The 12,760-nt window shown below is 70.4% G+C and carries 12 protein-coding genes; 7 read left to right on the forward strand and 5 right to left on the reverse strand.

What is annotated here, in order from left to right:
• The first annotated feature begins 105 nt into the window (after nt 1-105).
• Entirely contained in the window at nt 106-543 is a 438-nt protein-coding gene (locus tag Q1A98_RS05485) for a type II toxin-antitoxin system VapB family antitoxin (protein WP_299570669.1), read from the forward strand.
• On the opposite strand, the gene hemW is transcribed toward Q1A98_RS05485, so the two are convergent.
• Nucleotides 452-1,657, reverse strand: coding sequence for a radical SAM family heme chaperone HemW (hemW, locus tag Q1A98_RS05490; protein ID WP_299570671.1), 1,206 nt, complete (start codon nt 1,655-1,657; stop codon nt 452-454). The two genes, Q1A98_RS05485 and hemW, sit on opposite strands and share 92 nt — an antisense overlap.
• A 367-nt stretch (nt 1,658-2,024) precedes the next feature.
• Between hemW and Q1A98_RS05495 the strand changes: the two genes are divergently transcribed.
• The 6 genes from Q1A98_RS05495 (at nt 2,025) to Q1A98_RS05520 (ending at nt 8,913) form a co-directional block, all read left to right on the forward strand.
• Nucleotides 2,025-3,731: a nitrite/sulfite reductase gene (locus Q1A98_RS05495; RefSeq protein ID WP_299570673.1), complete on the forward strand. Its 1,707-nt coding sequence runs from the start codon at nt 2,025-2,027 to the stop codon at nt 3,729-3,731.
• Nucleotides 3,728-4,456, forward strand: coding sequence for a phosphoadenylyl-sulfate reductase (locus Q1A98_RS05500; RefSeq protein ID WP_299570675.1), 729 nt, complete (start codon nt 3,728-3,730; stop codon nt 4,454-4,456). Before Q1A98_RS05495 ends, Q1A98_RS05500 begins: the two co-directional genes overlap by 4 nt.
• Nucleotides 4,453-5,400, forward strand: a complete 948-nt coding sequence (cysD, locus tag Q1A98_RS05505) for a sulfate adenylyltransferase subunit CysD (protein ID WP_299570676.1) — start codon at nt 4,453-4,455, stop codon at nt 5,398-5,400. The genes Q1A98_RS05500 and cysD overlap by 4 nt, the downstream gene beginning before the upstream one ends.
• Entirely contained in the window at nt 5,400-6,686 is a 1,287-nt protein-coding gene (locus tag Q1A98_RS05510) for a GTP-binding protein (RefSeq protein WP_299570678.1), read from the forward strand. Before cysD ends, Q1A98_RS05510 begins: the two co-directional genes overlap by 1 nt.
• 8 nt (nt 6,687-6,694) lie before the next feature.
• Nucleotides 6,695-7,435 (forward strand): sirohydrochlorin chelatase, encoded by a 741-nt coding sequence (locus Q1A98_RS05515; protein WP_299570680.1) that lies wholly within the window; start codon nt 6,695-6,697, stop codon nt 7,433-7,435.
• A gap of 62 nt (nt 7,436-7,497) precedes the next feature.
• Nucleotides 7,498-8,913 carry a trypsin-like peptidase domain-containing protein gene (locus Q1A98_RS05520; protein ID WP_299570683.1) on the forward strand — a complete coding sequence of 472 codons (1,416 nt, stop codon included), beginning with the start codon at nt 7,498-7,500 and terminating at the stop codon, nt 8,911-8,913.
• Between the two features lie 8 nt (nt 8,914-8,921).
• On the opposite strand, the gene Q1A98_RS05525 is transcribed toward Q1A98_RS05520, so the two are convergent.
• Genes Q1A98_RS05525 through Q1A98_RS05540 form a run of 4 tightly spaced genes read right to left on the reverse strand, consistent with a single transcriptional unit; the run spans nt 8,922 to nt 12,743 of the window.
• Entirely contained in the window at nt 8,922-9,917 is a 996-nt protein-coding gene (locus tag Q1A98_RS05525) for a sulfate/molybdate ABC transporter ATP-binding protein (RefSeq protein ID WP_299570685.1), read from the reverse strand.
• Entirely contained in the window at nt 9,914-10,834 is a 921-nt protein-coding gene (gene cysW / locus Q1A98_RS05530) for a sulfate ABC transporter permease subunit CysW (RefSeq protein ID WP_299570688.1), read from the reverse strand. Before cysW ends, Q1A98_RS05525 begins: the two co-directional genes overlap by 4 nt.
• Nucleotides 10,831-11,667: a sulfate ABC transporter permease subunit CysT gene (cysT, locus tag Q1A98_RS05535; protein WP_299571810.1), complete on the reverse strand. Its 837-nt coding sequence runs from the start codon at nt 11,665-11,667 to the stop codon at nt 10,831-10,833. Before cysT ends, cysW begins: the two co-directional genes overlap by 4 nt.
• Nucleotides 11,668-11,672: 5 nt before the next feature.
• On the reverse strand, nt 11,673-12,743 hold the full coding sequence (locus tag Q1A98_RS05540; protein WP_299571812.1) for a sulfate ABC transporter substrate-binding protein: 1,071 nt from the start codon (nt 12,741-12,743) through the stop codon (nt 11,673-11,675).
• Between the last annotated feature and the right edge of the window lie 17 nt (nt 12,744-12,760).

The following is a 12,760-nucleotide window of genomic DNA, read 5'->3' on the forward strand; positions in this document are numbered from 1 at the left end:
TCGAGTTTACGTGGAGGCGCAGGTCACTCTCGCCCACCGCGCCCGGTGATCACCTACCGTGAACCCGGTCCGACGCGACACCGACAGCCACGGGAGGACTGGTTCGTGATCTTCAAGGGTGTGCGCAACGGCAAGCCCTACCGTGACCACGGTCTGACCACCCGCGACTGGGCGAAGATCCCGCCCCGACAGTTCCGGCTCGACCAGCTCACCACCGTGACGACGGCACTCGCCTTGGACAAACTGCTGTCGGAGGACTCGACGTTCTACGGCGACCTGTTCGCCCACGTCGTGCGGTGGCACGGGGAGATGTACCTCGAGGACGGCCTGCACCGCGCGGTCCGGTCGGCCCTGCGGAACCGGCACATCATCCACGCGCGTCTGCTCGACCTCGACGCGCTGCACCCGGAGGCGCCCGAGCCAGGCGGCGACACCGAGGACACCGCCCCCATCACCCCGCGACCAGCAGCTCCCGCACCACCGCGTCCGCGAGCAGACGTCCACGGCTGGACAGAACCACCCGATCGTCGCGCCACTCGGTGAGACCGTCGGCGGTCAACCGGTCGGCGACGGCGACCTCTGCGGGCCGAAGGTCGCCGTGGGCGATCCCCTCCCGTCTCCGCACGGCGAGCATGACCCGCTCGGTGTGGCGCTCCTCGGCGGTGAGCGTCTCGACCGTCGCCAGCGGGAGGGTGCCGTCGGCGAGGGCCGCGGCATGCCGGGCCGGGTGCTTCACCGTGGCGAACCGCACCCCCGCGACGTGCGAGTGCGACCCCGGTCCGACGCCCCACCAGTCCGCCGAGTCCCAGTAGCCGACGTTGTGGCGGCATCGCGCCGAGGCGTCGCCGGCGCGAGCCCAGTTCGACACCTCGTACCACTCGAGCCCGGCCGCGGACAGCCGCGCGTCGATCGCCTCGTACCGGTCGGCGAGGACGTCGTCGTCGGGCGCGGGGATCTCGCCGCGTCGCACCCGACGCGCCAGGGCCGTGCCGTCCTCGACGATCAGCGCGTACGCCGAGACGTGGTCCACACCGGCCGACAGCACCGCGTCCAGCGTGGCGTCCATGTCCGAGGCGCGCTCACCGGGCGTCCCGTAGATGACGTCGAGGTTGACGTGCGCGAACCCCGCCGCCCGGGCCTCGCGGGCGGCCTGCACCGCTCGGCCCGGGCTGTGGACACGGTCGAGGGTCGCGAGCACATGAGGCGCCGCGGACTGCATGCCCAGCGACACCCGCGTGAACCCGGCGACGAGCAGACCGTCGAAGAACGCCGGGGAGGTGCTCTCCGGGTTGGACTCGGTCGTGACCTCGGCATCGTCGGCGAGGGTGAACGACGCGCGGATCGCGTCCATCACCTCCGCCAGCCCGTCGGCCCCCAGCAGCGACGGCGTGCCCCCACCCACGAAGACCGTCGACACCGGCCGGGTGGGCTGCATCGCGGCTGCCGCGAGGCGCAGCTCGGTGCGGACCGCCGCGAGCCACGAGGACGGGGACGACGACGACCCGAGTTCACCCGGTGTGTAGGTGTTGAAATCGCAGTACCCGCAGCGGGTCGCGCAGAACGGGACGTGCACGTAGAGGCCCAGCGGTGTCGCGGGGTCGACCCGACCGAGGTGCAGCGCCGGGGCGTCGGGCGCCGACGGGACGACTGTGGTCATCTGCCCATCATCGACCTCGTCCCCGCGGTCGTCCTCGGCGGGGAATGTCGGCCGTGGCCGCGGCGTTGCGCTGCGTCGACGGCGTGATTGCGATCACGCTGATCCCAAATCAGCCCAAGTAGACCCGTCGAGGAGGCCCGTGGCACCATGGGCACCGTGATCTCACCCGGGGTGTGGCTGGCCGAACGTCGCCACATAGACCTCAAGCGCGTCTGCAGCGCATTCTGTCGATCCTGACCGATCGTCCGTCCCGTCGCGCACCCGGCGACGTCGCCCTCCGGGCCGACCGACGACCGCATCACCCGGTATCGCCCTACCCCCGGCCGCGTGCCCTCTGCCCGCGCCGACAGCCCCAGGAGCATCGATCATGACGTCGTCCACCGACGCCGACAACGCCGCCCCCCGCGCCCGACGCCCCCGCCCGACCAAGCGTCGCGCCGAGGGCCAGTGGAAGCTCGGCTACCGCGAGCCGTTGAACCCCAACGAGCAGGTCAAGAAGGACGACAACCCGCTCAACGTCCGTGCCCGCGTCGAGAACATCTACGCCCACCGCGGGTTCGACTCCATCGACAAGCAGGACCTGCGGGGCCGGCTGCGCTGGTGGGGCCTCTACACCCAGCGCGCCCAGGGCTACGACGGCACGTGGACCGGCGACGAGAACATCGACATCCTCGAGGACAGCCACTTCATGATGCGGGTCCGCTGCGACGCGGGCGCGCTGTCCGCCGAGCAGCTGCGCACCATCGGTGAGATCTCCACCGAGTTCGCCCGCGACACCGCCGACCTCTCCGACCGCGAGAACGTGCAGTACCACTGGATCCGCATCGAGGACGTGCCGACCATCTGGCAGCGCCTCGAGGCCGTCGGCCTCAAGACCACCGAGGCCTGCGGCGACACCCCCCGGGTCGTCCTCGGGTCACCGCTCGCCGGGGAGGCCGTCGACGAGGTCCTCGACCCGACCCCCGCGATCGACGAGATCGTGCGTCGCTACGTCGGCGACCCGACCTACTCCAACCTCCCCCGAAAGTTCAAGACGGCGATCTCCGGCCTGCAGGACGTCGCCCACGAGGTGAACGACGTGGCGTTCATCGGCGTCGTGCATCCCGAACACGGACCGGGCCTCGACCTCTGGGTCGGTGGCGGGCTGTCGACCAATCCGATGCTCGCGCAGCGCGTCGGCGCATGGATCCCGCTCGACGAGGTCCCCGACGTCTGGGAAGGCGTGGTCAGCCTGTTCCGCGACTACGGCTACCGCCGCCTCCGCGCCAAGGCCCGCCTCAAGTTCCTGCTCAAGGACTGGGGTGTCGAGAAGTTCCGCCAGGTCCTCGAGGACGAATACCTCGGCCGGAAGCTGGTGGACGGCCCCGCGCCCGAGCCGCTCGCCGCGCCGCGCGACCACGTCGGCGTGCAGCGACTCAAGAACGGGCGCAACGCCGTCGGCTTCGCGGCCATCGCCGGTCGCGTCTCCGGCAGCACCCTGCAGGCCGTCGCCGACGCCGCCGCCCGCGCCGGATCCGACCGCATCCGGTTCACGCCGTACCAGAAGCTCGTCGTCCTCGACGTGCACGACGACGCCGTCGACACCCTGATCGACGACCTGCGGCCCCACGGGCTCGACGGACGCCCGTCGCGCTGGCGCCGGAACCTGATCGCGTGCTCGGGCATCGAGTTCTGCAAGCTGTCGTTCACCGAGACGCGCAAGCGCAGTCAGGCACTCGTGCCCGAGCTCGAGGAACGTCTGGCCGACATCGACGCGCAACTGGACGTCCCCATCACCGTCAACATCAACGGCTGCCCCAACTCGTGCGCTCGCGCCCAGATCGCCGACATCGGCTTCAAGGGTCAGCTGGTCGAGGACGAGAACGGCGACCACGTCGAGGGCTTCCAGGTGCACCTCGGCGGGAGTCTGGGCCAGGACGCCGGGTTCGGACGCAAACTCCGCCAGCACAAGGTCACAACCGACGAACTGGGTGACTACATCGATCGCGTGGTGCGAAACTTTGTCAAGTATCGCGAAGACGGCGAGCGGTTCGCACAGTGGGCCGTCCGTGCCGACGAGGAGGATCTCCGATGAGCACTGCAGTCCGCGCCGAGGCGGCCCTGCGGGATCTGGCCGCCGAGGGGGCAGCCGACCTCGGTCCCGACGCTGATCCCCGCGACCTGTTGCGGTGGACGGCGGAGACCTTCGGGTCCGACTTCGTCGTCGCGTCGAACATGCAGGACGCTGCGCTCGTCGACCTCGCCGTCGACTCGATCGCCCCCGAGGCCCTCGGCGGCGAGAAGCTGAAGGTCCTCTTCCTCGACACCGGCTACCACTTCGCCGAGACCCTCGGCACCCGCGACGCCGTCGAGCAGGTCTATGCCGTCGACATCGTGAACGTCACCCCGGAGCACTCGGTGGCCCAGCAGGACGAGTTGGTGGGGCGCAACCTCTTCGCGTCCGATCCGGCCGAGTGCTGCCGCCTGCGCAAGGTGGTCCCGCTGCAGAACACGCTCGCCGGATACCGCGCCTGGGTCACCGGCATCCGCCGTGTCGAGTCGCCCACCCGGGCGAACGCGCCGCTGATCTCGTTCGACGAGACCTTCGGGCTCGTCAAGATCAACCCGATCGCGGCGTGGACCGACGAGCAGATGCAGGACTACATCGAGAGCCGGGGCGTGCTGGTGAACCCGCTCGTCGAGGAGGGCTACCCCTCCATCGGGTGCGAGCCCTGCACCGCGAAGCCCGAGCCGGGCTCCGATCCGCGCAGTGGCCGCTGGGCCGGCCGCGCCAAGACCGAATGTGGGCTGCACGCATGACCGTTCCCGACACCGAGGTGAGCACGCTGCCGTCGACACATCGCGACCAGACCCGGTACGACACGCTGGACGCCCTCGAGAGCGAGGGCATCCACATCATCCGTGAGGTCGCCGGGGAGTTCGACCGCCCGGTGATCCTGTTCTCCGGCGGCAAGGACTCGACGGTCCTGCTGCACCTCGCCATCAAGGCGTTCTGGCCCGCACCGGTCCCGTTCGCGTTGCTGCACGTCGACACCGGTCACAACCTGCCCGAGGTGCTCGCGTTCCGCGACGAGGTGGTCGCGCGGCACAATCTGCGACTGCACGTCGCCAAGGTCGAGGACTACCTCGCCGACGGTCGCCTGACCGAGCGCCCCGACGGCGTCCGCAACCCGCTGCAGACCGTGCCGCTGCTCGACGCCATCACCGAGAACCGCTTCGACGCGGTGTTCGGCGGCGGTCGACGCGACGAGGAGCGCAGTCGTGCCAAGGAGCGGATCTTCTCGCTGCGCAACGCCTTCGGCCAGTGGGACCCCAAGCGTCAACGACCTGAGCTGTGGAACCTCTACAACGGGCGCCACGCACCCGGTGAACACGTACGCGTCTTCCCGCTGTCGAACTGGACCGAGCTCGACGTCTGGCGCTACATCGCCCGCGAGCAGGTGCTGTTGCCGCCGATCTACTACGCCCACGAGCGCGAGGTCTTCCAGCGCGACGGCATGTGGATGACCCCGGGACCGTGGGGCGGACCCCGCGACGGCGAGGAACTGCAGCGACTGTCGGTGCGCTACCGCACCGTCGGCGACGGCTCGACCACCGGCGCGGTGCTGTCCGACGCCGCCGACAACGAAGCGGTCCTGGCCGAGGTGGCAGCGTCGCGACTGACCGAGCGCGGGGCCACCCGCGGCGACGACCGCGTGTCCGAGGCCGCCATGGAGGACCGCAAGCGAGAGGGCTACTTCTGATGAGCGACCTGCTGCGCATAGCCACCGCCGGCAGCGTCGACGACGGGAAGTCCACGCTCGTCGGTCGGCTGCTGTACGACACGAAATCCGTTCTCGCCGACCAGATCGACGCGGTGACCCGCGCCTCGGTCGATCGCGGTCTCGACACGCCGGACCTGTCGCTGCTCGTCGATGGCCTGCGCGCCGAGCGCGAACAGGGCATCACCATCGACGTCGCCTACCGCTACTTCGCGACCCCGCGGCGCAGCTTCGTCCTCGCCGACACCCCGGGGCACGTGCAGTACACGCGGAACACCGTGTCGGGCGCGTCCACCGCGCAGCTGGTCATCCTGCTCGTCGACGCGCGCAACGGCATCGTCACCCAGACCCGTCGGCACGCCGCGGTGATGGCTCTGCTGGGTGTGGGCCGACTCGTGTTGGCGGTCAACAAGATCGACCTCGTCGATGACGCCGAGGCGACGTTCGCGCGGATCCGCGCGGAGTTCTCCGAGCTGTCCCACGCCCTCGGCTGGGACGACGAGCACATCCAGGCCATCCCGGTCTCGGCGCTGCGCGGCGACAACATCGCCGAGCGGTCGTCGCTGACGGCGTTCTACGACGGCCCGACGCTCATCGAGCACCTCGAGTCCGTGCCGAACGAACCCGACCGCGCGCCGGTCGGTGCGCGTTTCCCCGTGCAGTACGTGATCCGTCCCCGCACCCCCGAGCACCCCGACTACCGCGGGTACGCCGGACAGGTCGCCGCCGGTGAGCTCCATGTCGGCGACGAGGTGGTCGTCCTGCCGTCGGGCCTGCGTACCACGGTCGCCGGCATCGACACCGCCGACGGCGCACTGCAGTCCGCGCACACGGGGCGCAGCGTGACCGTGCTGCTCGCCGACGATCTCGACGTCTCGCGCGGTGACCTCGTCGCCGCCGTCGCGGACGCGCCGGAGCCGATCTCGACGTTCACCGCGACCCTCTGCTGGCTCGGCGACAAGCCCCTGCACCCGGGTGCGCGCCTGCTCCTCAAGCACGGGACCCGCACCACGCCGGCCATCGTCGGCGGGATCGACGCGGTCTTCGACGAGCAGGACCTCCGCGTGCAGGACGCGCCGGAGTCGCTGGCGCTGAACCAGATCGGTCGGGTGTCGGTGCAGACCGCCGAGCCCGTCGCCGCGGACGACTACCAGGTGAACCGGGAGACGGGCAGCTTCCTGCTCATCGACCCACAGGGCGGCAACACCCTGGCCGCGGGACTCGTCGGTGACGCGCTGGCCCGCCTGCGCCGGTCCGCCCTGGTCTGACACCGTCGATGTCCGCCACCGCGCTCCTCGTCGCCCACGGCAGCCGCGACCCGCGGTTCGCCGCGACGGCGCGGCAGGTGCGGGACGCGGTCGAGCGGGACGACCCGGCGATCCGCGTCGAGGTGGCCTACCTCGATCTCGACGAGCCGTCGGTACCCGACGCCCTCGCCCGGCTCGACGGCGACGTCGCCGTCGTACCACTGCTGTTGGGCGACGCGTTCCACAACCGGGTGGATCTGCCTGCGCTGCTCGCGGAATCGGCACGACCGGGGCTGCGCACGGCGCATGCGCCGGTCCTCGCCGACCCCCGACTCACCGACGCCCTCGCCGACCGAGCGCTCGACGCCGGTCTCGAGACGGGTGACGGTGTGCTGATGTGCGCGGTCGGCTCGAGCGACGCCGCGGCCGATTCCGCGACGGTCCGTCGCGGCGCAGACCTCGCCGACACCCTGGCCCGGCGCGGTCTCGACGTCGCCGTGGACGTCGCGTTCGCGACCCGATCCGACTCGGTCCTCGCAGCGGACGGCCGGCTGCGTGCGGCCGGGGCGACGCGGGTCCTCGTCGCACCCTGGTTCCTCTCCGCCGGCACGCTCACCGACCGCGTGGAGCGACTCCTCGACGGCACCGGCCGCCCCTGGCGGATGGCGGGCCCCCTCGGTGCCCACCCGGCCGTCGTCGACGTGGTCCGCGCCCGCATCGCCGCGGCGACGGCCGGCGTGATGTCCGACTCGGGGTCAACTCACCGATAAGCCTCAGCGGATCGGGGGGAGATTCTCCGCGACTTCTCAGGTCCGCGGCCGAAGGTGGCCTCATGGACCAGACACCGCATGGACAGAACGACGACCCCTCCGTTGCGCGAGATCGGGACACCGCACCCACCACAGGTTTCGGTGCGTACCGCGACGCGGGACACGGCTCCCACGAGCCGCTGGGACACTACGGCAGTCATCACGCGGCACCGCCGTACGGTCATGACGCGGGGTACACCCCCTACCCCGGCCAGAGCGCGGCGCCCGCGCCGCTGCGTCGGCGGACCGCGCCGATCGTGGTGGCCGTCGTCGCGGCCGGCCTGCTCGGTGGCGGACTCGGCGCGGGCGGAGTCGCCCTCCTCGACCACGACTCCTCGTCGTCGCCGACGGCGCTGACAGCTCAGCCCGCGTCGGCGACCGTCACCTCGGCGTCGCCCGGGTCGATCCCCTATGCCGCGCAGGTCGCGTCGAAGTCGACGGCAGATCTCACCGTGACCGGACAGTCCGGCGAGGCGGTCGGCAGCGGGATCATCCTGACCCGCGACGGATACGTCCTCACCAACAACCACGTCGTGTCCGGCGCCGGCGACGGCGGACGCATCCAGGTGACGCTGCCCGACGGGTCGACCCACGCGGCGACCGTCCGCGGCGTCGCCCCGTCCTACGATCTGGCCGTGGTCAAGGTCGACGGTGTGTCGAACCTGACCCCGGCGGTGCTCGGACAGTCCTCCGCCGTGCAGGTCGGCCAGCAGGTCGTCGCCGTCGGCAGCCCCGAGAACCTCTCCAACACCGTGACATCCGGCATCGTGTCGAACCTCAGCCGCACCGTCACCGCCTCCGACGACAGCGGGCAGTCGGTGGCCGTCTACAACGGCCTGCAGACCGACACCCCGATCAACCCGGGCAACTCCGGTGGCCCGCTGGTGAACCTGCAGGGGCAGGTCGTCGGGGTCAACTCCGCCGTCGACACCGGCCAGGCGTCCCAGGGTGGGGTGCAGGCGTTCGGCCTCGGCTTCGCCATCCCCGTCGACACCGCCCGTCGTGTCGCCGACCAGCTCATGCAGGACGGGTCGGCAACCAAGCCGATCCTCGGCGTCTCGGGCTCGCTCTCCGGTTCCGACAGCTCGTCGACGGTCACCGGGGCCCAGGTCACCGGTGTCACCGAGGGCGGCGCTGCGGCCAAGGCCGGCATCGTCCGCGGCGATGTCATCACCAAGGTGAACGGCGTCCCCATCGGCAACTACGCCGACCTGATGGCGCAGATCCTCAAGCAGCAGCCGGGACAGTCCATCCCGCTCACAGTTCAGTCCGGCGGCAGCAGCAAGACCGTCACCGTCGCGCTCGGCACGGCGAAGGACACCGCCCGCACGACGGTCCCCGCCCGAGAGCAGCAGCAACAGCAGGAGCAGCAGTCCCCGTTCGGCGGCGGAACCCCCTTCGGAGGGGACTCCCCCTTCGGCGGACTCCCCTTCGGCTGAGCAGGCTCTCAGCCCGCGATCGCCGGAATTCTCGTCGCACGGACGAAGACGTCGTCACCCTCCGACAGTGCGAGGGCGGCGGCGTCGCCGCGTGTGATCTGTGCGTGGAACTCGTCGCCGGTCGCGGCGTTCGTCAGCTCCACCCGCACCTCGAAACCGAGATGCACCACCCGGACCACCCTGGCCTTGAACACGCCGTGGTCGTCCCCGGCGGACTCGGCGCCGTGCAGCGCGAGGTCCGGCGTCCGGCCGAGCCGGATGTCGTGCGGGCGCACCAGGTTCCCGTTCAGCCGGGCGACCGACCCGAGGAACGACATCACGAACGCGTTGGAAGGGCGGTCGTAGAGGTCGTCGGGGCTACCGACCTGCTCGATCCGCCCCTTGTTCAGCACCGCGATGCGGTCGGCGACGTCGAGCGCCTCCTGCTGGTCGTGGGTGACGAGCACCGTCGTGACGTGCACCTCGTCGTGGAGACGACGCAGCCACCGGCGCAGGTCCTCGCGGACCTTGGCGTCGAGGGCACCGAACGGCTCGTCGAGCAGCAGCACCTCCGGGTCGACGGCGAGCGCCCGCGCCAGCGCCATGCGCTGTCGCTGCCCGCCAGAGAGCTGCGCGGGATACCGCGTCTGGAATCCGGCGAGGCCGACGACATCGAGCAGTTCGTCCACCTTCGCCGCCACCTCGGCCTTGGGCCGCTTGCGGATCTTGAGTCCGAACGCGACGTTCTCGCGGACCGTCATGTGCTTGAACGCGGCGTAGTGCTGGAACACGAAGCCGATGTCGCGGCGCTGCGGCGACAGCCGGGTCACGTCCTCGCCGTTGATGATCACGGTGCCCGAGTCGAGTGCGTCGAGTCCGGCGATCGCGCGCAGCAGAGTCGACTTGCCCGACCCCGACGGTCCGAGCAGCGCGGTGAGCGAACCCCTGGGGATGTCGAGCGAGACGTCGTCGAGCGCGGCGAAGTCGCCGTAACGCTTGTGTGCGTGGGCCACAGAGATGGTCATCGTGCGTACTCCTTGTCGCCGAGGGATCGGCCGGCCGGATCGGGCAGGGGTGGGGTACCGGCGTCGGCGGCCGGTTCGTCGGTCGAGGTCCGGCGCGAGGCCCGGGCGAGACGGCCCGTGGCACCGCGCCGTTCGACGAGGGTCATCGCGACGAGGACGACGATCGCGATCAGCATCAGCAGGGTGGCCGCGGCGTACGCGCCGTACTCGTTGTAGTCGTCGGTGTAGCGCGAGGACACCAGCAACGTCAGCGTCTGGGAGATGCCGGGGTAGCCCGACGACACGATGATCACCGCGCCGTACTCGCCGAGGCTGCGCGCGACGGTGAGCACGATGCCGTAGGTGAGACCCCAGCGGATCGCGGGCAGGGTGATGCGGCGGAACGTCGCCCACCCGCCGGCACCGAGCGTGGCCGCCGCCTCCTCCTGCTCGGTGCCGATCTCGCGCAGGACCGGTTCCACCTCGCGGACGACGAACGGCAGTGTGACGAACACCGTCGCCAGCACCATCCCGGGCAGGCCGAAGATGACGCGGAAGCCGAGCGACTCGATGCCGCCGAACCACCCGCCGTAGCCCCACAGCAGCACAAGGGACACACCCACGACGACCGGCGAGACCGCGAACGGCAGATCGATGATCGCCTGGACGATGCCGCGCCCGGGGAACCGCCCGCGCACCAGCGCGATCGCGGTCGCGATCCCGAAGATCACGTTGAGCGGCACCACGATCACCACGATGAGCAGGCTCAGCTGCAATGCGGAGATCGCTGCGGGGGTGGTGACCCAGTCCCAGAACTGGACGATGCCGTGCTCGAAGGAGCGCCAGAAGATCAGCGCAACGGGCACGACCAACAGGACGAACAGGTACAGCAGCGCGACGGTACGCAGTCCGTATCGCGCTGCCGGGGAGGTCTTCACGAGTCGTCCCCCTCACGACGGGCGGCGCGACGGCCGACGACGCGCAGCACCAGCAGCACGACGAACGCGATGAGCAGCAGCACCACCGACACCGCGGAGGCGTCGACCGGGGCGTCGACCTCCAGTTGCTGCTGGATGTACTGCGAGGCGACCTGGGTGTCGTTCGGCACGTTGCCGCCGATGAGCACGACCGAGCCGAACTCCCCGATCGCGCGGGTGAAGGCGAGTCCGGCGCCGGTGAGGATCGCGGGCGCGAGCGACGGCACGATGATCCGCCACCAGATGGTCCAGTTGGACGCGCCGAGCGAGGCCGCGGCCTCCTCGACCTCGCGGTCGACCTCGATGAGCACGGGCTGCACCTGGCGCACGACGAACGGCAGGGTCACGAACGCGAGAGCCACGACGAGCGCAGGCTTCGTCGCGTTGATCTGGATGTCGATCGGGCTGTTCGGCCCGTACAGCGACAGCAACACCAGGCTCGCGACGATGGTCGGCAGCGCGAAGGGCAGATCGATCAGTGCGTTGACGATCCCCTTGCCGGGGAATTCGTCCCGGACGAGCACCCAGGCGATGACGGTGCCCATGACGACGTTGACGATCGCCACGACGATCGAGACGAGCACGGTCACGCGGATCGCGCCGACCGCCGCCTCCGCCGTGATGGCGTCGACGAAACCGCTCCACCCGTCGTCGAACGACTTCGCCGTGATCGCCGCGAGCGGCAGCAGGACGATGACGCTGAGCCACAGTCCGGCCACGCCGACGCCCAGCGGGGTGGCGCCGATGCGTCGGCGGGCGCGGCGGGTGGGTCCCGCAGGTGCGTCCACCTCGATCGCGGTCACGACTTGCCTCCCGCGTCGTAGATCTTGCTGATGGCACCGGAGGTGCCGAAGAGCTCCGAGTCGACGGCCTTCCACCCCGTGGGTGCCTTGCCGCCCTTCCTCTCCGCGACGCGCGGCCCGAGGACCTTCCCCAGATCGGAGATCGTCCAGAGCCTGTCGATGCGCCCGGGGAAGTCACCCGCCGTCGCCGCGATCACCGAGGGCGTCACCGGTCGGAATCCCTGGCGGGCCCAGATCCGCTGACCCTCGTCGCTGAACAGGAAGTCGAGGAACGCACGTGCCGAGTCCTTCTCCGTGCTGGTCGACACGATCGCGACCGGGTTCTCGATCTTGAACGTCTGAGGAGGGATGACATAGTCGGTGCGCTGTGAGGGCGGCAGGCTGGCGTTCTTGCGCCCCAACATGATCGCCTCGTTCTCGTAGCTGATCAGGACGTCACCCTGCCCCTGCTCGAAGCTCGTCGTCGCCTCACGACCGGACTTCGGGTTCACACGGATGTGGCCCGAGACGAGCTGTCGGACATAGTCCAGGCCGGCCTTCTCGTCGACCCCGCCGTTGCTCTTCGCCGCGAACGGCGCCAACAGGTTCCATTTCGCCGACCCGGAACTGCCCGGGTTGGGTGTGACGACCTCGATGCCCGGACGTAGCAGGTCGTCCCAGTCGCGGATCTTCTTCGGGTTGCCCTGCCGCACCACGAGCGCCACGACCGACCCGAACGGCGTGCTGTTGTTCGGGTACTGCGTCTTCCAGTCCTTGTCCACCACCCCGGCGGTGACGAGCCGGGTGATGTCGGGCTCGACGGAGAAGTTCACGACGTCGGCGGGCACACGACGGGCGACCTTGCGCGACTGGTCGCCGGAGGCGCCGTAGGACTGCGAGAAGCCGATGTCACCGCCCACGGGTGTGTCGCGGAAGGCGGGGATGATCGCGTCGAAACCGGGCTTGGGGGTGGCGTAGGCGACCAGGTTCAGATGATGCGAACCGCTCGAGATGTCCCGTCCGCCGGGGACGTCGGTCGACCCGCCACCACACGCCGCCGTCACCAGTGCGACGACCACGGCGACCATGATCGCCGCGACGCCAC

It is taken from the genome of uncultured Williamsia sp., from assembly GCF_947494875.1.
GTDB lineage: Bacteria > Actinomycetota > Actinomycetes > Mycobacteriales > Mycobacteriaceae > Williamsia_A.